Source organism: Roseovarius sp. MBR-79 (assembly GCF_053628555.1).
This window is the reverse complement of record NZ_JBRJGP010000016.1, coordinates 56,556-80,226: the sequence shown is the minus strand read 5'-3', so window position 1 is coordinate 80,226 and position 23,671 is coordinate 56,556. Positions and strand designations below refer to the sequence as shown.

Here is a 23,671-nt window from a genome sequence, read left to right as displayed (position 1 = left end):
GATGATTGAGCTAAAACACGTCTCGAAAACTTTCACGCTGCACAATCAGGGCAGCGCCGTGATTGAAGTCATCAGCGATGTTTCCTTTCGCGTGGCACCCGGGGAGTGCGTGGCGCTGACCGGCGCTTCGGGTGCGGGCAAGTCGACCCTGATGCGGATGATCTACGGCAATTACCTGACGCAATCGGGATCGATCTGCATCGGCGATGTGGACATCGTGCAGGCAGAACCCCGTGAGATCATCGCGCTGCGCCGCGAGGTGCTGGGCTATGTCAGCCAGTTCCTGCGGGTCGTTCCGCGCGTGCCGACACTGGACGTGGTGGCCGACCCGCTCAGGGCCTTGGGTGTTCCTGCTGAGGAGGCTCAGGCACGCGCACAGGACCTTCTGGCGCAGCTTAACATCCCTCAGCGGCTCTGGACGCTGTCCCCCACAACCTTCTCTGGGGGCGAGCAGCAGCGGGTCAACATCGCGCGCGGTTTTGCCCACGCATATCCCGCGATGCTCCTGGACGAGCCCACGGCGAGCCTGGATGCGACCAATCGGGAAGTCGTGTTGTCCCTGATTGAAGAGGCCAAATCCCGCGGAGCGGCGATCATTGGCATCTTCCATGACGAGGCCGCGCGCGCTCGTGTGTGTGATCGGGAGATCGATGTGAGCGCCTTTACGCCCGGCCTGTCCTCAAGCAGCGAAGCGGTAGGACAACCCAAAGAGTCTGCCGCATGACCGAGGGTCGCCTCATCGCAGTTGTTGGCCCCTCTGGTGTGGGAAAGGACAGCGTGATGCAAGGCGTGGCCGAGGTTATACCGAAACTGCACCTTGTCCGGCGGGTCATCACGCGCGCGCCAGGTCTGGGCGGCGAAGACTACGACCCTGTTTCCGAGGCGCAGTTTCAGGATCTTGTGAGCGATGGTGCGTTCGCCGTCCATTGGGGCGCGCATGGACTGTTCTATGGCATTCCGCAAACAGTGAGATACCAGTTAAACAAGGGCACCGACTGCCTTGCCAACTTCTCGCGCAAAGCGCTTCAGGCCGGTGCAGATGCGTTCCCGAACTTCGTAGTTCTGAATATCACGGCCGAGCCCGAGACTTTGGCTGCCCGGTTGGCAGCACGCGGCCGCGAGTCCGAGGCCGATATAGCCAGACGTTTGGCCGAGGCGAGAAAGCCACTGCCAGCAGGTTTAGACGTCATCACGCTTTCCAATGACGGACCGCTCGACCAGACAATTGTGCACGCGGTCCAGCTGCTTCAGCCCGTGAGCGTATAGCGATGGATCAGCTCAAAACGCCCATCCTGCCTTTCGCCGCAAAGCGCAATCTGGTCAATCACGAAGGGTGTCGGCAAATCCGGCAGGTGGCCCTGCAGCGTTTCCGTCCAACCTCTCAACCCCTCGGCGGGCAATCGCCCCGAGAGTGTGAGATGAAATCGAAAATCCTCGAAGACGTAAGGATAGCCCCACTCCATGAGCAACGCCTCTTGCCGGGTGCTCAGTCCTACCTTCCGGCGGCGCGCAAGCTCTGCCTCGCCCGCAGGCGCGCGAAACCCATCAAGATCGCGCACGCAAGCCTCTGCGATACTTTGCAAGCTGTCCAGCTTTCCAAAGGGCGTGAGCGCCAGAAATCGGCCCAACTGCGTCAATTTCAGCCCGTCACAAGCTGCAGGAGAAAGCACACCTGCCAAGCCCGACACAGCTGCTTCAAGCGCCTCAAGCGTTTGACCCTCTTTCAATCTGAATGGCGGTTTCAAGGTGCCGTGAAAGCCATATTTGCGCGGTGTCATCGTGATGTCATGCAAATCGGGCACATCGAGCTGAACAGCCTCACGGCCCGTCACAACATCCCAGCCCAACCATTTTGCGCCGAATTCGGCCAGCGGGCCGTCGGGCGGCACATAGTAAATTGCAAAACGAGCGTATGACATGAATTCCCCTTTTACTGCATCATCTTTGTCAAACGCATGTGACACCGCGATGTCAGCAGACCTTTGTCTTGCCAATGCCCAGCTTGTTTTGCCAGATCGGACAGCTCTTGGGTCTATCACGATCGAAGCGGGCGTCATTGCCGAGATCACTGAAGGTGACAGCATCCCGACTGGCGCCTTGGATTGCGCAGGCGATCTGGTTCTTCCCGGCCTTGTGGAATTGCACACCGACAATGTCGAACGCCACATCGAGCCGCGCCCCGAGGTTGATTGGCCCCATCTGCCTGCTCTTCTTGCCCATGATGCAGAACTGGCCTCTACCGGGATCACTACGGTGTTCGATGCCATGCGCGTTGGGTCCATCCATTCGGGCAAAGGCCGCTACATCGATTATGCCCGCAAACTGGCCGACGAGCTCTTAGCCGCACGCGCGGAAGGTATGTTCAAGATCAGCCACTTTCTTCACCTGCGCGCCGAGATCTGCTCTGAGACCCTGCTGGAGGAGCTGGCCGCCTTTGGCCCGGATGACCGGGTGGGTATTGTCAGCCTGATGGACCACACGCCTGGACAACGACAGTTCCGGGATCTGACTGCGCTCAAGACCTACGTCGCCAAGAAACGTGGTATGAATGATGCCGAATTTGCTGAGCATGTGGAAAATCTGCTCAGCCTCCAGGAGCGGTTCGGTGCAAAGCACGAAAAGGGCGCGGTGGCCGAGGCAACCCGTTTGGGCGCAGTGCTAGCCAGTCATGACGATACGACGGCAGAGCACGTCGCGACGTCAGCCACCAACGGCGTTGGTTTTGCTGAATTCCCAACGACGGTCGAGGCTGCCAAGGCCTGCCGCACGCATGGCATCGCCGTAATGATGGGCGCGCCCAATCTCATTCGCGGTGGCTCTCACTCCGGCAATGTCGCGGCTGAGGAGTTGGCGAAACAGGATCTACTGGACATCGTTTCATCCGACTATGTCCCTTCAGCGCTTCTGCTTTCCGCCTTCCATCTCGCTCTGATCTGGGATGATCTGCCGCGCGCGATCGCAACCGTGACATACAACCCGGCGCAAGCCGCGCGTCTTGACGATCGTGGCGTTCTACAAGTCGGGATGCGGGGCGATGTTCTGAGGGTTCGCCAAACCGAAGCGGCGCCGCTTCTGCGTGGGGTGTGGAGCCAAGGAACAAAAATTGGCTGAACTGGGTGTCGTTACCCAGAGAACGGTTTTGATCGCGCAAGCAGCCATCGGGTAATCTCGGCTTCAGAGGCCCCCGAATACTTAGCTTCCTCATTGGGGTCGAACCTATCATTGACGACGTCAAACACTCTGGGTGACTTTCGCCCCTTTGGCTTGAACCAGATGGCAGCAATAGCGTTTCTGCCGTCGGTCTCGGCGATGTAGTGAGTGATGTTCATGGCAGGCAGCTTTGTAACAGTTTAATGAAGATTAACCGCGTTTAGGCCGCATGCCAACGCTAGATCGTTGATGCCATTTATTGCTTAGTTTTTCTGAGCTAAACCCAATCGGATCGATTGAAATCCGAGCATGTGCATCGCGAATCGACCTGTCGTTTGCTTGTCACGTTCACTCCACCAGACCGAGGCTTTTCAGATAGGCAAAGCCCTGAGGGATGTCTGATTTGCGACGAAGCTCCAGCACCAGATGCGGGTCGGATGCGCATTCTGCCAAGGCACGAAAAACCTCTTGCCAATGGATCTCGCCTTCGCCCGGTGCCCAGTGCCGGTCGGCGTGCCCGTCGAGGTCTTGTAGGTGCACATGGCGCAGCTGATCGCCTGCATCCCGCACAAAATAATCCACCGGTGGCGCACCAGACATACGGCGCGCAAGATGCGCGTGGCCCGTGTCGATGGAGAGGGCAATCGCGTCGCTGTCAAAGCTGTCGACCATGGCGCGGCGGCTGGCTGGGTCCACGTCCAGAATGTTCTCGATCACTAGCGTGATCCCGGCTGTCTCCGCCGCTTTGACGACGGGCATCATCACATCATGGATACGCGCCAGCTTGGTCTCCCAATAATTCGGCTTGTTCAACCGGTACCATGCGTACCAACGGTTGAACGGCGAATGCAGCACCATCTGCCGCGTGCCGACCCGATCCGCCGCTTCCAGCGCTTTGAGATAACGGGCGGTGATGAGCGGGCGCAGCTCGGGGTCTTTGTTATCCATATCAAGGCCTTCGTACGGCCCATGTATCCCGATACGCCCGTCAAAGCCCTGCAGCGCTTCTTTCGCTGCTGCAATGCGGTCTTCAAACTCAAGCAGGAGCTCTTTGTGTGTGCTAAATCCCTGCAACTCGAGGTCGCGGCCATCGTCAAAGAGCCAATCGCGATGGTCAGCGATCTCATGCGGTGCAAGGCAGGCACCAATCTTAAGCGGGGTCATAGACGGCAGTCCTTCTTGGGTCTTCGATTTTCAGATAAGCGAGGAATGCAACAGCCACGCAAAACGCCATGACGGCAAAACTCCACCAGCCGCCATACACCTGCGTGAGCCAGGCAAAGACAAACGGCGCCGTTGCGTTCACGGCCATCGACACAGACGCAATCCAGCCAAGCCGCGCGCCATAGCCCTTATGGCCAAAGAGGGCGAGCGGAAGCGTGCCACGCACGATCGTCTTGATCCCGTCGCCCATCCCGTAAATTGCCGCGGCGATCAGGATGCCGGGCACAGTAAAACCCACCGACAAAAGTACGACAAAGCCCCCAAGCTGGAGCGACAGCGCGAGAAGATAGGTGCCCAGCGGGTGCATGTTGCGCGTGATCAGCATCTCGAATAAGCGACCAACCGTCTTGAACGGTCCGATCACCGCACCCGCCAAGGCGGCCATCGCGGCGGTATGGCCAAGGTCCTGCACGTTCGTGACCCAGAGCGTCATCACCGCCCCCATGAGGTAGCCCGAGAAGATGAATGAAATCACCATCCAGAACATCCCGCGTTTGCGCGCCTCGCCCTGAAGTTCGGGCCAGCCCGCGCTTTGCGCCCTTTTTGCGCTTTGTGTGTCTCTTTCCGGACCACGCAAGACGGCAACATGGATCGGCAGGGAAACGATCAGATACGCGAGCCCAAGGATCACCCAGGTTGTTTGCCAGCCGTAGGCATTGAACAGGGCCAGTGTCAGCGGCCAGAAGATCGTCGAGGCCACACCACCAAAGAGCGTGATGATCGAGATCGAACGCTGCGCAGGTACACTCAGATCAAGGCGCGCCACAGCGGCAAAGGCCACATTGTAAAGCACGAACATGCCCGCGCCTTCGGCCACAAGGATCGTGACGAATAGCTGCTGCCATGAGGTGACTTTGCTCATGGCGATCAACGCCAGCCCCGCCACGAGCGAGCCGCCCACCATGACCCATCTACCGCCAAAGCGGTCCGTCAGGTGCCCTGACAGCGGCGAGACCAGCCCGCCAAACAACAGCCCAGCCGAAAGCACGCCGAAAATCTGGGACAGGCTCAGTCCAAGATCAGCAGCCATAGGCGGTAAAAGCACCGCATAGGCATACATCAAGGTGCCATAGCCCATGATCTGCGTGATCCCGAGCCCGATGGCGGGCAGGTAGTCCCGGTTCCATGTCATGCAGCAAGCGGTATCCCGCGATAGGCGCAGCGGCCACCCACCCAGGTGCCTTGGATTGCGGGGGGTTGCTCTTTGGGCCAATCCACGAGCACAAGATCGGCTCGCTTGCCGACAGCGATCTCGCCACGATCCGCGAGCCCCATGGCCCGGGCCGGACCGCTGGAGACCAGCGACCACAAATCCAGACGGCCCGCGCGTTTTTCGCGGTCCAGTCGGTGCACCGCCGCCAGCATCGCAGGGTAGAAGTAGTCGGAGGCCAGCGCATCGCACAGACCCGCCTCGACCATATCACCCGCGCCAAGCGAGCCGATATGGCTGCCGCCGCGCACCGCATTCGGCGCGCCAAAAATGATCACATCGCCCCCGGCGCGTGCGGCCTCAGCCGCTTCCATGACCATCGGAAACTCGGCAACCGACGCGCCCAGATCGCGGAAATAGGCACGCGTCTCGGCACGTGTGTCATCATGGCTCAGCATCGGCGCACCCGCGTCTCGGGCCATCTTCGCAACCTGAGCGATGGTCTCCGGCACATCGACCCGACGATCCCAGACCTTACCCAGCAAAGCGATGTAATCCCCTTCGCTCAGCCCCGCGCGATGCGCCTTGGAAGCCGTGCGCTTTTTCATCCGCTCGTCATCAAGCGACGCAATCGAGAAATCTGGGGACAACTCAAAGGCCCGGTCCTGAATAGGCACATCATAGGCCCGCATCGTCATCGATGTGTGATCGTTGAAAGCAACAGACGGTCCAAGCGGTCCTTTCAAAGCCCAGTCGATCACATCGAGCGCTTCGAAGGCAAAGGTCTCCCATCTCAGTTGCACCCGGTTCTCTACCGTCAGACGCGGCGCAAGGTCCTGCATGGCCTGCATCAACTCGCGCCCGCGCCCCACATCGCGCAAGCCCGGTTCCCACCCCAACGTGATGGCGTGATATGCGGTTGCGATACCGTTCGCGGCCAACTGCCGGTCGGTGTCGATCAAGGCTGTCTCTGTCGGAAAATAGACCCCGGGACGCGGCATCATCTGCCGCTCAAAGGCGTCCCCATGCACGTCTATCAGCGCAGGCGCGAGGATCTTGCCGCGCGCGTCTATTTCCAAACCCTGAACCGGGCCACCAATTTCGACGATGGTCCCGCCGTCTATCGTGACAGTTGTATCTGTAATCTCATCAGGCAGGTACACCTCCGCCCCCACGAAGGTCTGGATCATGCCTGACGCTCCAGAATGAGATGCCAGTGCCAGGACCCGGGCTTTTCATGCTCACGGTCTTCCATCCAAATCACTTCAAAGCCTTGGAAGAGGGCCAGCATCTCCACCGCGCCGCAATAATAATGCGGGTGGCGCTTGTCCGATCCGTCTTCGTCAAACACCCATGTGTTGCGGCTGATTTCCCTTGGACCGTTCAGTTTTTTGCGGTCGATCCAGAGGCGGCGTTTGGACAGCATGGTCAGCATGAAGGTCCCGCCCGGTTTCAGCACCCGGCGCACCTCACTAATGGTATTGAGCAGAACCGTCTCATCACCATGATAAATCACGTTCCAGCTGAGCACGTGATCGAATGCGCCATCCTCGAACGGCAGGTCATCCATGCGACCCAGTTGGGTCTTTACGCCAGTGCCCGCCTTGTCGATCTCGGCCAATCCCTCGGGGGCGGCGTCGAGCGCCGTTACTTCGAAACCAGCGGCTTGCAGAGCCAAGGCATGCCGCCCAACCCCGGCGCCAAGATCAAGCACGCTCGCGCCCTGCGCCAGCCCCTCTGCCCAGCGTTTGACATCCGGCTCGGGCGTCAACCATTTGGAACCTTCTTCGATCTCGTCCCAGATCTTGCTCCAATGCTGATCCGCGGTGTCGGTCTTGGTGATGACGGTCAACGTTGTTCTCCGATAATCTTGGTCCGGGCCCAGCCCGAAAGGTATTCGATTGAGATGACCACCACAGCGATCATCAGGATAACAGTCATGGCAGTGGGGTAGTCAAAGAGGTCAAAACCCACTTTGAGCTCGATCCCAATGCCCCCTGCCCCCACAAGGCCAAGGATGGTCGAGGACCGCACTGCCTTTTCGGTTGCAAAGAGCGAGGTCGAGATAAAGGCAGGCATCGCCGCCGGGATCGTGGCGCAGGCGACCACGTCCAGCTTGTGCGCACCGGTGGCTGTCAGGCTTTCCGAAGGGCCTTTGTCGGCGGCCTCCATGTCATCCGCGAAGAACCTGCCGCAAAAGCCGATTGTGTCGATGGCAATGGCGAGCATGCCCGCAAAGGGGCCGAGGCCAACTGCGACGACAAAGACCAAGGCCCATGCGATATCTGGGACGGCCCGGATGAAGCCAAGCCCAGTGCGCACGATCTGATTGATCCAAGGGGGCGCAATCAACCCACGCGCCGCCAACAGAGCGATTGGCACCGACAGGACTATCCCAATCACCGCGCCCGCGAGTGCGATCTGCAAGGTCTCAAGCATTTTCCAGCCCAGCCGCACCAGCACTTTAGGTTCAAGATTGGGCGGGAAGGCACGGTCTATGAAATCGGCAAAACGCGGCGGTGACGAGATCACCTTGTCGATGGAAAAGCCTGCGCCTGCAAACGACCACAGAATGATCACGATGGCAGAGGCATAGCCCAGAAACGCCAGCGCCGAGGGGCGCTCATAGCGGGCGGGAAGTCCCATCGGATGAGACGTGTCAGTCATAGAGCCCTCGCAATTCTGCGGCGCTCAGGCTCGATGCCCGCGCGTCCAGCGGCATGCCCCCGCCTGCCAGACCAAGCACTCGGTCGCCATATTGGAGGGCATGGTCGATGTTGTGCGAGATGAAGATCACCGTCACGCCTTCCTGGCGGGCCAGATCGAAGAACAGATCCATGACGTCTTCGCCCGCCGCCGGATCCAGCGAGGCGGTCGGTTCATCCGCGATCAGGATCTTGGGCTGACCAACCAGCGCGCGGGCGATGGCCACGCGCTGTGATTGCCCGCCCGACAAGCGATCCGCCCGGCGGTTTGCCAAATGCGCCAATCCCACTTTCTCCAATGCTGCCATGGCTGCATCACGCGATGTGGCAGGCGCAAAGCTCTGGCTCCAGTGACGGATACCAGGGCGCTGGCCCAACAGTCCCTGCACGACGTTCGACAGAACCGACAACCGCGGCACCAGATTGTGTTTCTGGCTGACCAAACCCATCTGCGCCCGCATGGCGCGCAGGCCAGCGCCCCCAGCGCTCCGCACATCTGTGCCCAAGACGTTGATTGCTCCGGCATCGGCAGGGATCAACCCCATCAGACATCGCAGCAACGTCGACTTCCCGGTGCCATTCGCGCCGACAATGGCCACGGCCTCGCCGCGAGATAGACCAAAGGAGACATCTTTGAAGATCTGCGTTCCGGCAAAGCTCTTGGCGAGCCCGGTCACACGCAGATCAACGGGCAGAACCGGGGCAGAGATTTCTGCCCCGGTCTTATCTGGCCGCGCGGGCGCGACCAGTGTTTCGACACTCAACTCAGTCACCAATGAAATTGTCGAACTGCGGATAGCCTGCATTCGAATACATCGAACGGACATAGTCGTAAGCGCTGTCCTCGATCGAGACGAGGTCCATGCCAACATACTTGTCGTTCTCTTCGTGGGCGGTGATGCCCGCAATGATGCTGTCCTTGTTGGCCAGGATCGCATCGCGCACTTTCATCGCCGCCTCTTGGGGCACATGCGCGCCAACCATGATCATGTCGTTCGGCAGATCTCCCGAGCGCGCAATCATCTTGAAAAAACCATAGGGCAGGTCGGTTTCCTTGTTGCGCACGCTCAGCCAGCTGCCCGCGTTCGACCCGAGCGCGTCCACATCACCATTCTTCAATGCTTCATGCGCGATGTTGCGGGAGGTATGAGTCTTCTCGATGTCGTTGACTGGGTCGAGGCCGTAGTCGGCCAGAACCTGCATCGGGCACAGCATGTTGGAGGTGGAGCCGATGTCACCAAAGGCCACCTTTTTGCCTTTCAGGTCCGCAACCGTGTTGATGCCGCTGTCGGCGCGCACAACGATTGCACAGTGGTAGTCTGGACGACCCAGACCGATGATTGGTGTGGCATTGGTCAACTTGTTGATGACCACGTATTCCGCAGGGCCGGATACAACAAAATCAACAGTTTCACCTCGCAGGGCCTCTGCCGCCGCGGTGCGCGAATTCACGGCAAAGAATTCAAAAGTGTCGCCAGTGGCTGCTTCAAGCGCATCCTTGAACGGACCCCACTCCAGTTGCAGGCGCTCCATGCCCTCAACGTCAGTGACAGCCAGTTTCCAGGTTTCAGCGTGGGCCGCGACAGCGGCAGTGATCGCCAGCGCAGCGCCGGCCAGGACAGAACGAAGTTTCATGATGATTCCCCCAATATGAAATTCGTTCGAATGATTTCGAGGGATTGAAACGGCCACATGACAGGCAGGTGACGGTTTTGTTTCAATTGATGGGCAGAATAGTACCAAACATCGCATATGGCGTCTCGAGTAACGCCTTTGCGATCTCGCGCCGGATCGCTTGCTCACAAAGGTTCAGTGCCAGCGCGTCAAATGAACAAAAATGAAATAGACCGCTCTTTCACATGTCGTGACATATCATCCGTCTAGAGTCTTCCACATGCGATACCGCCCTTGCCCTGTCACTTCGCAGATCAAACCGCTTGCCTCCATCCACGCTAGATTGCGTTGAACGGCGGCGCGGCTGGCCCCGGTCAGAGTTTCAGCCATGGGGGCGGAGACCAAGGGCCATTCCGTGAAAACCTCTCGCAAGGCGGTCGGTGTCCGGCCCGACAAATGCGCCATGACGTTTTCTGCCCGACTGGCCCAAGCTTCGATATCGTCAAGTGTGCGCATCGCCGTCAGAATTGCGCTGTTCATCCCATCCAACCAGCGTGCTAAGCGTTCGGTTGGCACACCCGAGACACGCAGCGCCGCTGCCCCGCCCATAGCCAGCGGCGCGAATACGGCGCCGCTTCCGTCGCAGGCCGCGATTCTGGAGGCGGTGACGGCGGCTTCGATCTGGTCGCCGTGCTGTCCGAGGCCCGCCAGACTCCAGAGATGAAAGCCCATGCAAGCTCGGGTGATTGGGTGGAGCTCGGATGCGGCGGCCATTACGTCCAACCATCCTCCCGCGCGATCTTCGAAACGCTCAGCGCTGCCTTCAATGTTCTCGGGATCGCGGCGATTCAGGAAGGCGGCCAAATCATCCTTTGGTCCGGGACCGCCTGTAAGGCGCCGAACAGCCCATCCAACTCTTGCAAGGGCATTTGGGTCATCCTGTGCGCCCGAGAGCCGCATCGATATCCAGAGCGCCAGACGATCAGAACTCACCCGGTCCCCGTTGAGCCAGCTAAGATCCGCTGCCTCGATAAGAGCGAGGCGATGTCGCCAGCCTTCCGGGCCGCGCAGCAGCCGGTCATCCAGAGCGCCCAGACGTCCAGCGACCCGTGCCAATCGAGCAGCGTGAACGCCTTCTGCCTTTGCCCAATCTTCGATGACGGCAGTGTCTGGCGGTTCCGCCCGTGGCCCAGGAGGCAAATCATCCGGTTCATCCTCGAGTGGTCCCGGTAGAAACCAGAGATCCTCTTCGTGAGCCTCTTCATCCTCCTCGATGGTGATGAGGGGGTCATTGAAATCATCAGTTAACGCGGATGCTTGGGGTTTCATATGTGCAAAATACTGTTCTTTTGCGCATTACCCAAGTGATTTTGTAGTGGTTGCCTTTTCTCTTTACGTAGTACGCGCGTGCGACTGCCGGTGGAACCTCTCAGATCGCGCTCAGCGCAAGAAAACCAAGGCATTATGGACGAACACAATGAGAGAGCACCTACTTGCATTCGTTTACAAACGGTCGTTTAGTAGCAATACCTTAAATTGCAAACGGCTCGTTTTCATGCCCCTGATAGGCTATGCGCGCGTCTCGACCGAAGATCAGACCCCCCTGCCCCAGTCAGAGGCCCTGCAAACTGTGGGTTGCGGCGAGATCTTTGAAGAGCACGCCTCGGGCGGCAATCGCGCGCGACCGGTGCTGGCACGCGTGCTCGAACGCGTCCAGAGCGGCGATACGCTGGTCGTTGTGCGGATCGACCGGCTAGCGCGATCTCTGTCGCACTTGCTGGAGGTGATCGAACGTCTGGAGGCCAAGGGAGCTTTCTTCCGCTCCCTACAGGACCCCATCGACACCGCTTCCCCGCAGGGCAAGTTCACATTGCAGGTTCTGGGCGCCGCGGCCGAGTTCGAGCGCGCGCTGATACGAGAGCGCACAAAGGCCGGGCTTGCCTCTGCGCGCGCCAAAGGGCGCGTTGGTGGCAATCCTGGGCTACGCGCCAAGGATCCCGCTGCGCTGCGCAAGGTGCGGCTGGCGCGACAGGACGGCTACATGGAGCGCCTCAACGAGACCGCGCAGGATTGGGTGCCCCATGTGCGCCGCTTGCGGCCGGATATGGCCTGGGAAGACCTGCTGCGGATCATCAATGGCCCCCTGCCCCCAGATCGCCATTGGACACAAAGCCGCCTGCTCCGCGCTGTGAAAGCCTATGTCCGCGACGGGTTTCTACCAGATGCAGTGCTTGGCCGCGCCGGACGCCGCGAAACCGATGACCGCCTGCCGGCTATCGTGGCTGCCATCAAAGGCTCGGACCCCGAAATAACACTGCAGGCGATCTGCAACCGGCTGGAATCGATGCGTGAGCGCACCCCCCGAGGGCGCACTATCTGGCAGCCGTCTTCGGTCAAAATGCTGCTTGAGCGTGCGGAAAAGTTGGGGCTCCTCTGAACACGACACTTGTGTTGGCCTAACGGATTGCCACTAAATCTAGAAAGTGCTTGCACGAATCTGGCTGCTCGGGCAATAGTCTCGAAAAATAACGCGCGGTCACATAAAAAACGCGCCCACGGATCGGGGCAGACATGAGCGAAGCAGAACAGGATCTAGATATCGCCATCGGGCACTACGCGGAACTTCTCGCGTCGAACCTGCATGCTCAGCGCGCTGCACACTTCCCACCAGATGCTAAGAAGGTGATGCGCACTTTGACCAGCGGCGAAGCTGCTGAGCTCCTTGGCGTCGACCATACCTATCTTCGGAAGCTTCATCGAGAAGGAAAGATCGTTGACGTAGAGACGACGGCTGGAAGTCATCGCCGCTATACGCTCGACGATATCTGGGAAATCCGGCAGACGCTTGAAGGAAACGCAAAAAAGGCTGGAACTTACGTGCCTGGACGTCGCGACGGTGACGAGCTTCAAGTCATTTCAGTGGTGAACTTCAAGGGCGGTAGCGGCAAAACGACGACGTCTGCTCACCTTGCTCAGCGCTTGGCGCTCAAGGGGTACAGGGTTCTTGCGATCGATCTCGACCCCCAAGCATCTCTTTCGGCTCTTCACGGAATCCAGCCGGAACTCGACCTCATGGAAGGCGGAACCCTCTATGATGCCGTTCGCTATGACGATCCGGTTCCGATCGCCGAAGTGATCCGTAAGACCTACATCCGCGGCCTTGATCTTATCCCGGGCAACCTTGAACTCATGGAGTTCGAGCACGAGACGCCTGCTGCGATCCAGCGAGGTGGAGCAAAGGCGTTCTTTGCGAGAGTTCATGATGCTCTCGATAGTGTTGAAGCAAACTACGACGTTGTTGTGATCGACTGTCCGCCGCAACTTGGTTTCTTGACGATGTCAGCACTTTCCGCGTCCTTGGGTGTGCTCGTGACGGTTCACCCGCAGATGCTTGACCTTATGTCGATGTCCCAATTCCTGCGAATGACTGCGGATCTTCTTGGAGTAATCAGGGATGCAGGCGCAAATCTGCGCTTCGATTGGCTTCGCTTCTTGCCAACGCGATACAAAGTCGGCGACGCGCCACAGACCGAAGTCATCGCCTTCATTCGCGGGCTCTTTGGGAGGTCGGTCCTGACTAATCACATGGTTGAGTCGACCGCAATTTCTGATGCCGGCTTGACCAAGCAAACGCTCTACGAAGCTGACAAGAAGGACTTCACGCGTCAGACGTTTGATCGTGCGATCGAATCTATGAATGCAGTGAACGATGAGATCGCTGAAATCATCCAGAACACATGGGGGCGGAATGGCAAGAAAGCCTAAACTTGGCCTGCCGCTGCAGACCCTTCGCAACGCTCCTGACGCTCTTGAAGGGCGCCGACTGCGTGGCGGTGTTTTTGAGATCGATCCGGCGCAGATTGTTACCGAAGGACGGTTGGATGACAGGCTTCAGATTGAAGTTGAGGGCCTGAAGAACTCTATTTCCAAGAACGGTCAGCGTGTGCCTGTCTTGGTCCGCCCACTGGAAGGCGATCGCTACAACCTGATCTATGGCCGCAGACGCTTGGAAGCATGTCGCGAACTCGGTATCAAAGTTCGAGCCATCGTCACAGAGGTTGAAGGTGATCAAGCGCTTCGAGATCAGCTTCTCGAGAACCAAGAGCGTCGTGATCTGAGCTTTATTGAACGTGCGCTTGTAGCGACGGCGCTTCTGGACGGCGACCATTTGGAAGGGGCTGAGCGCACCAATCGTGGTGTCGCCGAAGTCCTTAACCTCCACGAAGCTGGGGTTTCACAGCTCTTGAGTGTCGTTCGGACGGTCGGCGAGGATCTCATCCAGGCAATTGGTGCAGCTCCTGGGATTGGTCGCCCGAGATGGGAAGAGCTCAAAAAGGCTTTGGGTGCCTACGACGGTGATCGGGACCAACTGCTAGCAATAGCTCATGCAGCCAAGTCCGGAAGTTCCGGCTCGGTCGATGAGGTTTCTGAGCGTGCGTTTCTCGCAGTTCTGGCAGCTGCGAAGAGCGCAGAGAAGAAAGCAAGCCCGTCTAGAAAGGGTGTGCCTGCTTTGGCGATCCCCGGTGTTGGAGCTGCGACGGTCAAGACCGGCCGCCAAGGCAAGCAGCTCAAACTTGATCTAACTACGGATGAACCTGATTTTATCAGCTGGTTGGAAGGCAACGCCCCAAAGCTGATTACCGAGCTTCATGAGCGCTGGAAGCGTTCAGGAGACTGAGGAAGAGCAACCAACAAGAAGGAGGCACGATACAGGCAAAAAGAAAAAGGCCCCGAGAAGCTAGCTTCACGAGACCTTTGTAAGGTTTCGCACCGGGATCAGCCCGCTACAAAATCTCAGTTTTCGCACTTCTGAATGTAGCGTTCTGGCCCCTACCCCGCAAGCGCAAAGCGATTCGCGGGCCCTAGAATTTTTGTCTTCGTGGACATTTTCATGGAGTACACACCAATCTCGCCGTTTATGCGGCCGATTTCGCACGCCCACTTGCGCGTTATTGAGCGACCCGAGGCATCTGTTCCAGCCAGACCCGTTAACAAGTGGGAACTCCTGCGCGAGCTCTCCAAGGCGCAAGCGGCCTTTGGGGTCTCGGAACGTGATCTGACGGTTTTGCAGGGGCTCCTCAGCTTCTTTCCGGACGATGCGCTTGGCGGGAACGCCGAGATGGTCGTCTTCCCCTCGAACAAGGCGATCTGTGAGCGCCTGAATGGTATGCCCTGCTCCACGATGCGTCGTCACCTCGCGCGTCTTGTCGAGGCTGGCTTGCTCCAGCGGCGCGATAGCCCCAACGGGAAGCGTTACGTCCGCAAGCACGGCGAAGATCGCGTTGCCTTTGGCTTCGATCTTTCCCCGCTCTACTGTCAGTCCGAGGAGATAGCACGGGCCGCAGAGGCCGTACGTGAGGCTGAGGAGCGCGTCAGGCGCCTGAGAGAGGTCGTAAGCCTCATGCGACGCGACCTCGCGGCCCTCGCCGAGTTCGGAGACGAGATACAGCCCGGCCTAGGCTTCTGGGATCAGCTTCGCGACAAGGCCGCACTCACAGCCCGCGCGCTTCGCCGCAAGCTTTCAATTGAGGACCTCGCGGCCTATCGAGCCGACCTTGAAGCTCTCCTTGACCAGGCACGCAACATCATTGATGGCCCTGAAACAGAAGAAATGAACACCAATGATGCCCATTCTGAGCGTCACCATCATAATTCAAATAAAGAATCTATAGATCTTGAACCTGCTTTAGAAAAAAGCGGGGCGGCGGCGGGTGTGCCAGATGTGGACACGGATGAGGCTGTGGCTGACGTCGATGAACAGGACACAAGACACCTGCCAAAGATCCCGCTGCACCTAGTGATCGCGGCATGTCCCTCGCTTAAAACCTTCTACCAAGGTGAGATCCGGCATTGGCATCAGCTCTTCGATGCGGCGTGCCATGTGCGGCCAGCCATGGGAATCAGTGCGTCTGCATGGGAAGAAGCACAGCGGTTCATGGGTCCGGAGCAAGCGTCGATCGTCGTTGCTGCAATGCTGGAACGCTTCGCCGACATAAGATCGCCTGGTGGATACTTGCGAGCTCTGACTGCCAAAGCTGCGGCAGGCGAGTTTTCCTGTGGCCCAATGGTCATGGCATTGATTGGCCGGCGGAACGCGGCTTAACAGCTGTTAAACTCCGATCTCGTGCGGCTGGCATGGCATAACTTAACAGCTGTTAAGTAGGCTCTCGGCACACAAACGGTGTTCGAGAGAGAAAAGTTAGGGGGTTGAGGTGTGGCGGTATTTGAGATCGTGAAAGTGGCTTTCGCCTTCGTCCCGGCGAAGCTCTGATGACGAGGGCATCCCGATCATCATGGTAAAACCTCAGCTGGTGACCATCGCTGCTAGTAGCGCAAAGGCGGCTAGCGAAGAACATACAGAGCGTTGCGCTGCAGCCAACCTAGCAGTTGCGCGCCTCCGCGGCCCCTGCCCTTTTCGATGTCTGAGATCTGATGATGAATACCCTCAACAATTGGCTCTACGCTATCCGGCGCCTGCTGACGGCGATTTGGGTCCTGGCCTCGGATATTCGCTTGGCCTTCATCGGTGCTAATGCCTGAGAGGTAGGTTGTGGATGTCTGTTGCATGATATCGTGGCTACGGGCCGTAGCGCACAAGGAGCAGACGATCGATGGTTGCCAAAACCGTTTGACTAAGGGCTCGATCCTCGAATTCCCGCGCGCGGGGAAGGGGGAGCCGGTAACTTCTCAGTCACTTCGATAATGGCGACATGGCCAACGAGGCAATCGGTTCCTCAAGCGCAGCAGCTGGTTGCCAGCGGTCCCGCGTTCCGCTGATTTGGTCGTAGTGGACGACGAGGACATCGCAGAACAGCGGTTGCAACTCAATCTCTTGATTTCATGACACCCGAACTCTTCAAAAGAGTGCATTGACGTTGGCTGCGGAATGATCTGATCCGTCAGATGGAGGAAAATGATTTAATAACAATAGGTTATTGCGTTTTTTGGTATTCGCGATGAGAAATCATGCCCATAACAGCCTTCATCGACATGATTTCCCTTTCCAGGGTGCCGATCCGCTACATCGACGGGAAGCCAAAGCATCAGCACGCTTTACGAAGAAGTTGGCAGTTGCGGGCCGATTGAGCGGTCTGGGCTATCTCGTGAAGAAGGAACCGCCACAGGTCTAGCCGATGGGCCCTGTGGAAGTTCTGATCCCGTCGTACCAGTACAGTTCGGTGGCGGTTGGGTGTTTCATGGGTTTGGTCCACGAAAAGTGAAAGTGTTCTTCGGGTTTTGTGACTGACGGATGAGGGCCTTTGGGGTCCCTCAGATGGGTCCGGGCCGGATTCCGGTCTGTCTTTCCTGATGAAGGGCATTCCGATGCAAACAGGTGTCTTGCGCGTGTTGCGCGCGACCGCTGCCTCCTGGTGGCGGCATAGAGAACTGCGCCGAACTGGCCAGACGGGGCTGGCGAAGCGGCTCGAAAGCGAGACCGTCATGCGTGATCTCGGCCATCTGAAGCAGGCGGCGTTATTGCCAAACGCGCATGTGATCTGCGGGGAGGGTGGGACGTTCCTTCATCTCGGCTGGACCACAGTGTCGACTTTCGCGCCGATCGAACGCTTTCCCTTGGCCGCTCTTGCGGTCGCACGAGGGACCCCGTTCATCGATATCCGACCCGTCACCGATGTCATCGCATTCGCGAACTTGCCGCGGGTGGCGCGGGACAGATCTGTCGACCCTGACCATTCAGGTGCCGGCCAGTCTGTCTCGCTGACCACCTACATCGACATGGTCGAAGCCCTCGGTGCCAGGATCGCCAACGATCCGCGGCCCTGTCGGTCAATCTGATCCCCAATCTTCTCACCAACACTCGAAAGGAGGCCAGCCATGGCCCGATCCCGCACGCCCAAATTCGATGCTTCCGAGGTCATCACGAACGAAATCATCCGCATCATCGAACGCGGCGTGCTGCCGTGGCGCAAGCCCTGGACCGCAGGTGGCAGCGCTCGCCCCTTGCGCGTGGGCGGTGAGCCCTACCAGGGCGTGAACAACTTTCTGCTGACCATGCGAACGGTGATGGCCGGCCACAGTTCGCCCTTCTGGATGACAATTCCGCAGGCCAATGCGTTGGACGCAAAGGTGCGCAAGGGAGAGAAATCCTCCGTCGTCGTCTACTACGGACAAAGCCGGACGAACGCCGCCGATGAGGACGGTCGCAGCGACGGGGATGATCACTCCGAGGAAGCCCGCATCTTTCGCTTCCAGAAATCCTACCGCGTGTTCAATGCCTGCCAGATCGAGGGCCTGCCCGAGAGCTTCTATCCGGACCCGGAGCCAGTGTCTGAACATCCGCCGTCCGAGCCCATCCCGCATATGCAGGCGTTTTTCGACGCCATCGACATCACGACCGTCTTCACCGGGACGGAAGCCTACTACCTGCCGCCCGTGGACAAGGTGTTCATGCCATCCATTTCCAGGTTCGAGAACCCGCGGAATTTCTACGGGGTCTGGGCGCATGAGCTGGCCCATGCCACAAAAGCACCGCATCGGCTGAACCGTGATTTCGGGCTCTCGAAGTTCGGCAATACCTCCTACGCCCGCGAGGAGATCGTCGCGGAACTGACCTCGGTGTTCCTGGGGCAAACGCTTGGCTTCACCGCGCATACGCTCGAGATGAATGCCGCCTACCTCCACAACTGGTTGCGCGTCCTTCGGTCGGACAAGGGCGCAATCTTCAAGCACGCTGCGGATGCGCAGCGCGCCTGCGACTACCTGATCGCCAAATCTGAGGCGGGTAGGGCAGGGGGCCGCGCCGAGGCCGCCTGACATCCGAGTAAACGGAGACTCCCATGTCACGTAAAGAACCCAAGACGCTGCGGGTGGCCTGCTTCAACGACGGCCGCCGCAAGATCATCTCCTTCAAACGCGGTGCCTATTGGTGGAGCGCGTCTGAGGGCGCGTATCCGCTCTCGGCAGCGCTCGAGACCATCACGGACCAGGGCGGCTGGATCGAAACCATCCCCAACCCGAATTACAGACCCAAGGGGCTGTTCGGGTAGGGCACCTTCTGCTTCGGTCCTTCCGCCAAGCGGAAAAGAAAAAGCTGGCTTTGGGAAGGGTGTTTCAACTTCTCAAAGGAGATCCCTATGTCCATGATCGTTCAACCCCAGCCAGACCGTCCAGATCCGACCGTGATCGCGGCGCAGAACGACGCGTTCCGCAAGCTTGCCTGCCTCGGGGTACCACCCGCGCAGCCCATCCAGGGCCGGATGCACGTCACCCGTTCGCTCATGGAGGCCGGCGACGGCTTCATGGCCGAGGCGGTGAAGGCCGCCGGCGAGTTTGCCACGTTCGAGCCCGAGAATGATCCAGAAGGCTGGCACGATTTCGGGGCAGTCGAGATCCGGGGCGAGACCGTGTTCTGGAAAATCGATCTCTACGAGGCGGATTCGGATTTCCGCTATGGTGCCGAGGCCCCGGACAATCCCGCCACCACCGTGCGCGTGCTGACCATAATGCTGGCGCGCGACTGGTAGGGCAGGGGTTAGCCTCAATACCCACACAACCGACACGGAAGGCCCGCTGCCCCTCAAAGGGAGAGTGGGCCTTTTGTCGTGGTGATCCCTGAAGCCGGGGATTGGTCACGCCCGCGCGCGCGGGCCACAGCTCACCCACCTGGAAGGATATCCCATGACCACAAGCTTTGCCCCCCTCACCGTCGCCATTGGCGATCTTGTCGCCCACCCCGCCAATGTGCGCAGCAACGCACCGGAAACCTATGACCCCGAGAACATCGCGCATCTCAAGGCCAGCATCGCTGTACTGGGCCTCCTGCAGCCGCTTCTGGTCCAGCAGGTCGACGGCAAATACGCCGTGCTGGCCGGTGGCCGGCGCCATGCCGCGCTGAAGGAGCTGATCGCCGATAAGGCCACCAAGGGGTTCACGGCGAAAACCAAGGTCGACTGCCGCCTTGTCCCTGAGGACTGCGACGTCACCACGGCTCTGTCGCTCGCCGAGAACATCACGCAAGCGCCGATGAATGCCATCGACGAATTCGAGGCCTTCGCGCGGATGATGGAGGTCGACGGCCAGACGCCCGAAACGATCGCCAAGACCTTCGGAACGACGGTTGCCGCCGTGAAAGGACGGTTGCGCTATGGCCTGATCCACCCCGACATCCGCGCGGCTGCCCGGGCCAAGACGATCACGCTCGATACGATGAAGGCTTTTGCTGAGCATCCGAGCCAGGAGGTGCAACGCGAAGTCTATGAGGCGCTCACCAAGGAGGACAGCTACCTGCAGGCCTACACGGTGCGGCAGGCGCTCAAGTCGCGTGGTGTGCAGGTCAGTGACGATATCGGGGCATTCGTGCGTGAGGTCTATGAGGCGCGCGGCGGGGCCATTGCGGCTGACCTTCTGGAAGAGCATTCCGTGCTCGAGGATGCGGCGCTGGTCGAAACCATCCTGCTCGAGAAGCTCGGTGCCGCCGCTGAGCAAGCCCGCGCAAAACTGGGCTTTGCCTGGGCCGATGCGATGGTGCGCTATGATTACGCGACCATGGCCGACTATGGCCGCGTCTATCCCGGCCCGATCGAGCCGGATGAGGCTGCCCAGAAGCGCATCGATGAGATCACCGCCGCGCTCGAGCAACTCCAGCTTGAGGTGGAGGATGAGGGGCTCGAGGACGAAGCCTACAACGCGCTTTGCGACCGCGTGGATGCTTTGGAAGACGAAGCTCGCGACCTGCAGGAGGCCTATAGCGCCAAGGATCTGGCGCGGGCCGGGGTTATCGCCTCGTGGTCGAATGGGAAGGTGACGATTCATGTGGGCCTTGTGCGCCCCGAGGACAAGCAAGAGGCAGCGCGCAGCGCCTCAAGTGTACAGGGCGGCAAGCACGAGTCCGAAGCGGGCGAGATCACCTACCCGGCCTCGCTGGCCGAAGACCTCAAGACGGAGCGGGCGATGGCCCTTGGCGCTGCAATGGCGCTGCATCCCGAGGCCACGCTCGATTTGACGCTCTTCAAGTTGGTCAGCGACGTTCTGGGCACCGGCATGAGCGTCACGCAGGCCATCAAGGTCGAGGCCCGCAAGGATTACCGCAGCCACGCCAAGATGGACGAGATCGACGAGACCTCGCTCGAGCAGGTGGCGGCGGCGCATGATGCGCTCGATCTGTCCTGGCTCGATGACGCGCGTTCGCCTGCCGATCAGTATGCGGCGTTTCGCGCGCTCGATGCGGGTGAGAAGGCCAAGCTCGTCGCATATGCGACGGCCAGCACCACGCAGTCCTGCTTTGCGCGGGACCGCCAGCGCGACAGCCTGATGCATGACTTCGAGATCGAGATTATGCCCGATATCCGCGTCCATTGGACGCCGACTGCGGCGCTCTTCAATCGCTTTAAGAAGGCCTGGCTCCTGAAAATCCTCGGCGAGGATCTGGGTCTCGCCCAGGAGTCGGTGACGCTGGCCTCGTCGAGCAAGAAAGAGATCGTCGCCTTTTGCGACAAGCTCTTCGCCGAACCCTTCGCCACCCTCACCGACGCGCAGCGCGCTGCTGTGGACGCCTGGTGCCCGCCGATGATGCAGACCAACGGTGTCGCCTTTGATGAGGCGGAGACCACTGCGGAAACCCCGGAGCCTGACAGCGAGGCCGCGCAAGCGGCCTGAGGCCTTACGCGACCCGCGCGAAGCATTTCGCCCGCGCGGGTCGTCCTTCCCACACTCAACCGAAAGACATCTCCATGGCTATTCTCAAGTTCTCTGCCTCCGCCGTCGCAGCGCAGATCGCCCATGCACGCTCTTGCAAAACCTTCCTGCCCAACTGGAACGGACCCGTGGACAGGCCCGCCCTGATCCTCATCGTTGGCAATGGCGTGCATCTGCGCTCGAACGGGATCGACGGCACGACCACCCGCATCGTCACGACCGAGCAAGCCGATCCGTCCTTTGCTTTCGCCGATGGCATGAACCCGTTTCGGGACACCGACTGGATGGCGCAGCGCCGCATGGCGTTTCGCGATCTGACCGGCCAGTTCTACACGGACATTCTCGACGATGTGCAGGTGCTCATCGACCGGGGGCAGGGCGCGATCCGGCTTGCCACCGATGGCCACAGCATCCGCGTCTTCGTGCGCCGGGCCTCGGACTACCTCATCGGCGGGACATACGACGTACCCTCGGGTCTTGGCGGCACCTTCCGGGTCATCCTCAAGGATGCCTGCGACACCTTCGCAATCGTGCAGAACTGCGGCAATTGCGAGGATTTCGACGCCATGCAGCCCTACCGCGTGCCGCTCGATGCCTTGATGGAACTCGATGATCGGAGGGTGGCGTGATGGGTTGGCTCTTCTACACCGACGGCCGCGTCCAGAGCTACGCAGATGAGAAAGCGGAGATTGCCCGGCTCTGCACTTTCGAGGGCGACAGGCGCAAAACCGAACTGGTCAAGGCCTGTAAGGTCGGCTCCACCTGGTATGCGGCGGCAAGGGTCGCCAATCTCGACGGCACCCCTGTCGAGGACGCGACCTATGTGACCGATGCGGATGGCTCCATCACTTTCGGGGCTGTCTTCCTCACCCGATACAATGACGGCTGCTGGGGCTACAAGGACATGGAGGAAAGCGCGGGACCGGTCGAATCCCGCGCGCCACTGAGCCTGTTGGCCCTGCTGTCCGACCTGAAAGATCCGGACAGCTACGCCCATGCCTGGCGCCAACGCTGCCGGGACTGGGCCACGATCCCTGACTATCAAGAGGGGGACAGGATCAAGCTCGCCGCGCCTGTGGCTCTCACCGATGGCAGCACCTGCCTGATCGTCACAGTGACCCACTACAGGCGCGGGCGGCAAAAGCGGCGCTGCTATCGGATCGAGGAAACCGGTGGACTCGTGCGTCTGTCGAAAGCCTCGCTTGCCGGCTCGGAGCTGCTCAGCTCTGCAAAGGGCGAGGCCAGTCCTGTGCTGGCGGAGTATCTCGCGGGGCGGGACGCTTAGGGGCGCACTGCGAGGAGTGCGCGTACCGTCTCGATTTCTAGCACCCAGTTGCTGGTCGTTTCGTTGCGCCATCTTATGCAGCGGATGATCCGATCAAAATCATCCTGAAGGGCGCGCGGAAAAACAGGCTCATGGTGTGCGATTCTGTTGCGGAGCCTCCTCACGGCTTCAATGTCAGACCTTAATTCAGATCGGCGCTGGTTGGCAGCGACACCACGAGGCGCGTCCGGAAACACTGCGTAGAAATGATCGTCCCACAGTCTGCCTTGGTGCCTGTTTGTCAGCATCTTCTCCCAAAACACGAACTTCAGTTCGGCGACTACCTTTCCGGCAGTGGGTTGCTGTGCTGCGCAGCCTTCGAGGTCTCGTTTGGGGCTGTATGCCGGACCGCGCGGGTTCGGCAACGAACGGATGAAGCCTTGTGTCCAAGGCCATGTTCCTCCGTGGACAGCTTCGATTGCTTCCACGATCGCGTTTCGCAGCGCAACTTCCAAAACATGGAGTGGAACCATGAACGCGGCTGATACTTGAAGATTCCAGTGGTATAGGTGGAGAGCCCGCGTCCTATCATTGCCGGTTTCGCGCAGATAGGTCGCAAACCTAGGTGCGGATAAGACGTTCGGAAGGTGGTGTTCTTCATCAGCCGTGAACGGTGGATACATTGACAGTAAAGACTTTCGGTGCCATATAGAGCATGAGCTTTGAGACTGCGGGCACTATGCCTCCCCTCATTGCACAAAGAAAGCAAAAGCCCGTCGCATTGCGGCGGGTTTTTCAGTTTTCTAAACCAACTCCGACAAACCGTTTGATTGGCCGGTCGGCGATTGGATGCCTCTTGGTCTGACCTCATCACCCCGAAAAGCGAAAGTGGGCTTTTTGTCCTTTGGAACT

General features: G+C 59.5%; 24 protein-coding genes. 14 read left to right on the top strand and 10 right to left on the bottom strand.

Features of this window, described 5'->3' with window-relative positions; genetic code table 11:
• Position 1 precedes the first annotated feature (1 nt).
• Together phnL and phnN are read left to right on the top strand one after the other, a co-directional pair.
• On the top strand, positions 2–724 hold the full coding sequence (gene phnL, locus ACSSV8_RS15590) for a phosphonate C-P lyase system protein PhnL (protein ID WP_454283059.1): 723 nt from the start codon (positions 2–4) through the stop codon (positions 722–724).
• Complete coding sequence (gene phnN / locus ACSSV8_RS15585) at positions 721–1,266, top strand: phosphonate metabolism protein/1,5-bisphosphokinase (PRPP-forming) PhnN (RefSeq protein WP_454283058.1); 546 nt, start codon at positions 721–723, stop codon at positions 1,264–1,266. The genes phnL and phnN overlap by 4 nt, the downstream gene beginning before the upstream one ends.
• Here phnN and ACSSV8_RS15580 read toward each other — a convergent pair.
• Entirely contained in the window at positions 1,248–1,964 is a 717-nt protein-coding gene (locus tag ACSSV8_RS15580; protein ID WP_454283057.1) for a DUF1045 domain-containing protein, read from the bottom strand. The two genes, phnN and ACSSV8_RS15580, sit on opposite strands and share 19 nt — an antisense overlap.
• Before the next feature lie 4 nt (positions 1,965–1,968).
• Here ACSSV8_RS15580 and ACSSV8_RS15575 point away from each other — a divergent pair, with 4 nt between their 5' ends.
• Entirely contained in the window at positions 1,969–3,111 is a 1,143-nt protein-coding gene (locus ACSSV8_RS15575) for an alpha-D-ribose 1-methylphosphonate 5-triphosphate diphosphatase (RefSeq protein ID WP_454283056.1), read from the top strand.
• Between the two features lie 387 nt (positions 3,112–3,498).
• Here ACSSV8_RS15575 and ACSSV8_RS15570 read toward each other — a convergent pair whose 3' ends face one another.
• The 8 genes from ACSSV8_RS15570 to ACSSV8_RS15535 all read right to left on the bottom strand — a co-directional run bounded on the left by ACSSV8_RS15570 (position 3,499) and on the right by ACSSV8_RS15535 (position 11,172).
• Positions 3,499–4,314 carry a sugar phosphate isomerase/epimerase family protein gene (locus tag ACSSV8_RS15570; RefSeq protein WP_454283055.1) on the bottom strand — a complete coding sequence of 272 codons (816 nt, stop codon included), beginning with the start codon at positions 4,312–4,314 and terminating at the stop codon, positions 3,499–3,501.
• Positions 4,301–5,506, bottom strand: coding sequence for an MFS transporter (locus ACSSV8_RS15565; RefSeq protein WP_454283054.1), 1,206 nt, complete (start codon positions 5,504–5,506; stop codon positions 4,301–4,303). The genes ACSSV8_RS15570 and ACSSV8_RS15565 overlap by 14 nt, the downstream gene beginning before the upstream one ends.
• The gene (locus tag ACSSV8_RS15560; RefSeq protein ID WP_454283053.1) at positions 5,503–6,714 is read right to left on the bottom strand and encodes an alpha-D-ribose 1-methylphosphonate 5-triphosphate diphosphatase; all 1,212 of its coding nucleotides are present in this window, start codon (positions 6,712–6,714) and stop codon (positions 5,503–5,505) included. The genes ACSSV8_RS15565 and ACSSV8_RS15560 overlap by 4 nt, the downstream gene beginning before the upstream one ends.
• Positions 6,711–7,376, bottom strand: coding sequence for a class I SAM-dependent methyltransferase (locus tag ACSSV8_RS15555; RefSeq protein ID WP_454283052.1), 666 nt, complete (start codon positions 7,374–7,376; stop codon positions 6,711–6,713). Before ACSSV8_RS15555 ends, ACSSV8_RS15560 begins: the two co-directional genes overlap by 4 nt.
• The gene (gene phnE, locus ACSSV8_RS15550) at positions 7,373–8,170 is read right to left on the bottom strand and encodes a phosphonate ABC transporter, permease protein PhnE (RefSeq protein ID WP_454283051.1); all 798 of its coding nucleotides are present in this window, start codon (positions 8,168–8,170) and stop codon (positions 7,373–7,375) included. Before phnE ends, ACSSV8_RS15555 begins: the two co-directional genes overlap by 4 nt.
• A gap of 13 nt (positions 8,171–8,183) precedes the next feature.
• Positions 8,184–9,035 (bottom strand): phosphonate ABC transporter ATP-binding protein, encoded by an 852-nt coding sequence (locus ACSSV8_RS15545; protein ID WP_454283050.1) that lies wholly within the window; start codon positions 9,033–9,035, stop codon positions 8,184–8,186.
• Positions 8,995–9,864: a phosphate/phosphite/phosphonate ABC transporter substrate-binding protein gene (locus ACSSV8_RS15540; RefSeq protein WP_454283049.1), complete on the bottom strand. Its 870-nt coding sequence runs from the start codon at positions 9,862–9,864 to the stop codon at positions 8,995–8,997. Before ACSSV8_RS15540 ends, ACSSV8_RS15545 begins: the two co-directional genes overlap by 41 nt.
• 237 nt (positions 9,865–10,101) lie before the next feature.
• A complete protein-coding gene (locus ACSSV8_RS15535; protein WP_454283048.1) occupies positions 10,102–11,172 on the bottom strand; it encodes a hypothetical protein in 1,071 nt (356 codons plus the stop codon).
• Between the two features lie 226 nt (positions 11,173–11,398).
• Here ACSSV8_RS15535 and ACSSV8_RS15530 point away from each other — a divergent pair, with 226 nt between their 5' ends.
• The 11 genes from ACSSV8_RS15530 (at position 11,399) to ACSSV8_RS15480 (ending at position 22,780) form a co-directional block, all read left to right on the top strand.
• Complete coding sequence (locus ACSSV8_RS15530; protein WP_454283072.1) at positions 11,399–12,280, top strand: recombinase family protein; 882 nt, start codon at positions 11,399–11,401, stop codon at positions 12,278–12,280.
• 134 nt (positions 12,281–12,414) lie between these two features.
• Positions 12,415–13,608, top strand: a complete 1,194-nt coding sequence (gene repA, locus ACSSV8_RS15525) for a plasmid partitioning protein RepA (RefSeq protein ID WP_454283047.1) — start codon at positions 12,415–12,417, stop codon at positions 13,606–13,608.
• Positions 13,592–14,521, top strand: coding sequence for a plasmid partitioning protein RepB (gene repB, locus ACSSV8_RS15520; RefSeq protein WP_454283046.1), 930 nt, complete (start codon positions 13,592–13,594; stop codon positions 14,519–14,521). Before repA ends, repB begins: the two co-directional genes overlap by 17 nt.
• A gap of 213 nt (positions 14,522–14,734) precedes the next feature.
• On the top strand, positions 14,735–15,946 hold the full coding sequence (repC, locus tag ACSSV8_RS15515) for a plasmid replication protein RepC (RefSeq protein WP_040610024.1): 1,212 nt from the start codon (positions 14,735–14,737) through the stop codon (positions 15,944–15,946).
• Between the two features lie 1,205 nt (positions 15,947–17,151).
• Positions 17,152–17,637, top strand: a complete 486-nt coding sequence (locus ACSSV8_RS15510; RefSeq protein WP_040610017.1) for a hypothetical protein — start codon at positions 17,152–17,154, stop codon at positions 17,635–17,637.
• Between the two features lie 39 nt (positions 17,638–17,676).
• On the top strand, positions 17,677–18,615 hold the full coding sequence (locus tag ACSSV8_RS15505; protein WP_282092886.1) for an ArdC family protein: 939 nt from the start codon (positions 17,677–17,679) through the stop codon (positions 18,613–18,615).
• A 23-nt stretch (positions 18,616–18,638) separates the two neighbouring features.
• On the top strand, positions 18,639–18,848 hold the full coding sequence (locus tag ACSSV8_RS15500; RefSeq protein WP_282092887.1) for a DUF6330 family protein: 210 nt from the start codon (positions 18,639–18,641) through the stop codon (positions 18,846–18,848).
• Between the two features lie 87 nt (positions 18,849–18,935).
• Positions 18,936–19,325 (top strand): DUF3768 domain-containing protein, encoded by a 390-nt coding sequence (locus ACSSV8_RS15495; protein ID WP_105236524.1) that lies wholly within the window; start codon positions 18,936–18,938, stop codon positions 19,323–19,325.
• Between the two features lie 154 nt (positions 19,326–19,479).
• Entirely contained in the window at positions 19,480–21,456 is a 1,977-nt protein-coding gene (locus ACSSV8_RS15490; RefSeq protein ID WP_454283045.1) for a ParB/RepB/Spo0J family partition protein, read from the top strand.
• Between the two features lie 74 nt (positions 21,457–21,530).
• Complete coding sequence (locus tag ACSSV8_RS15485) at positions 21,531–22,124, top strand: regulator (protein WP_454283044.1); 594 nt, start codon at positions 21,531–21,533, stop codon at positions 22,122–22,124.
• On the top strand, positions 22,124–22,780 hold the full coding sequence (locus ACSSV8_RS15480; RefSeq protein ID WP_454283071.1) for a DUF6927 domain-containing protein: 657 nt from the start codon (positions 22,124–22,126) through the stop codon (positions 22,778–22,780). Before ACSSV8_RS15485 ends, ACSSV8_RS15480 begins: the two co-directional genes overlap by 1 nt.
• Here ACSSV8_RS15480 and ACSSV8_RS15475 read toward each other — a convergent pair.
• On the bottom strand, positions 22,777–23,442 hold the full coding sequence (locus tag ACSSV8_RS15475; protein WP_009807536.1) for a hypothetical protein: 666 nt from the start codon (positions 23,440–23,442) through the stop codon (positions 22,777–22,779). The two genes, ACSSV8_RS15480 and ACSSV8_RS15475, sit on opposite strands and share 4 nt — an antisense overlap.
• Between the last annotated feature and the right edge of the window lie 229 nt (positions 23,443–23,671).

What these genes read in the sequence shown, in the direction of transcription:
- phnL (WP_454283059.1), top strand. Translation starts at nt 2, where the DNA reads ATGATTGAGCTAAAACACGTCTCGAAAACTTTCACGCTGCACAATCAG.
- phnN (WP_454283058.1), top strand. Translation starts at nt 721, where the DNA reads ATGACCGAGGGTCGCCTCATCGCAGTTGTTGGCCCCTCTGGTGTGGGA.
- ACSSV8_RS15575 (WP_454283056.1), top strand. Translation starts at nt 1,969, where the DNA reads ATGTCAGCAGACCTTTGTCTTGCCAATGCCCAGCTTGTTTTGCCAGAT.
- ACSSV8_RS15570 (WP_454283055.1), bottom strand. Translation starts at nt 4,314, where the DNA reads ATGACCCCGCTTAAGATTGGTGCCTGCCTTGCACCGCATGAGATCGCT.
- ACSSV8_RS15565 (WP_454283054.1), bottom strand. Translation starts at nt 5,506, where the DNA reads ATGACATGGAACCGGGACTACCTGCCCGCCATCGGGCTCGGGATCACG.
- ACSSV8_RS15560 (WP_454283053.1), bottom strand. Translation starts at nt 6,714, where the DNA reads ATGATCCAGACCTTCGTGGGGGCGGAGGTGTACCTGCCTGATGAGATT.
- phnE (WP_454283051.1), bottom strand. Translation starts at nt 8,170, where the DNA reads ATGGGACTTCCCGCCCGCTATGAGCGCCCCTCGGCGCTGGCGTTTCTG.
- ACSSV8_RS15545 (WP_454283050.1), bottom strand. Translation starts at nt 9,035, where the DNA reads ATGCAGGCTATCCGCAGTTCGACAATTTCATTGGTGACTGAGTTGAGT.
- ACSSV8_RS15540 (WP_454283049.1), bottom strand. Translation starts at nt 9,864, where the DNA reads ATGAAACTTCGTTCTGTCCTGGCCGGCGCTGCGCTGGCGATCACTGCC.
- ACSSV8_RS15535 (WP_454283048.1), bottom strand. Translation starts at nt 11,172, where the DNA reads ATGAAACCCCAAGCATCCGCGTTAACTGATGATTTCAATGACCCCCTC.
- ACSSV8_RS15530 (WP_454283072.1), top strand. Translation starts at nt 11,399, where the DNA reads ATGCCCCTGATAGGCTATGCGCGCGTCTCGACCGAAGATCAGACCCCC.
- repA (WP_454283047.1), top strand. Translation starts at nt 12,415, where the DNA reads ATGAGCGAAGCAGAACAGGATCTAGATATCGCCATCGGGCACTACGCG.
- repB (WP_454283046.1), top strand. Translation starts at nt 13,592, where the DNA reads ATGGCAAGAAAGCCTAAACTTGGCCTGCCGCTGCAGACCCTTCGCAAC.
- repC (WP_040610024.1), top strand. Translation starts at nt 14,735, where the DNA reads ATGGAGTACACACCAATCTCGCCGTTTATGCGGCCGATTTCGCACGCC.
- ACSSV8_RS15510 (WP_040610017.1), top strand. Translation starts at nt 17,152, where the DNA reads ATGAAGGGCATTCCGATGCAAACAGGTGTCTTGCGCGTGTTGCGCGCG.
- ACSSV8_RS15505 (WP_282092886.1), top strand. Translation starts at nt 17,677, where the DNA reads ATGGCCCGATCCCGCACGCCCAAATTCGATGCTTCCGAGGTCATCACG.
- ACSSV8_RS15500 (WP_282092887.1), top strand. Translation starts at nt 18,639, where the DNA reads ATGTCACGTAAAGAACCCAAGACGCTGCGGGTGGCCTGCTTCAACGAC.
- ACSSV8_RS15495 (WP_105236524.1), top strand. Translation starts at nt 18,936, where the DNA reads ATGTCCATGATCGTTCAACCCCAGCCAGACCGTCCAGATCCGACCGTG.
- ACSSV8_RS15490 (WP_454283045.1), top strand. Translation starts at nt 19,480, where the DNA reads ATGACCACAAGCTTTGCCCCCCTCACCGTCGCCATTGGCGATCTTGTC.
- ACSSV8_RS15485 (WP_454283044.1), top strand. Translation starts at nt 21,531, where the DNA reads ATGGCTATTCTCAAGTTCTCTGCCTCCGCCGTCGCAGCGCAGATCGCC.
- ACSSV8_RS15480 (WP_454283071.1), top strand. Translation starts at nt 22,124, where the DNA reads ATGGGTTGGCTCTTCTACACCGACGGCCGCGTCCAGAGCTACGCAGAT.
- ACSSV8_RS15475 (WP_009807536.1), bottom strand. Translation starts at nt 23,442, where the DNA reads ATGTATCCACCGTTCACGGCTGATGAAGAACACCACCTTCCGAACGTC.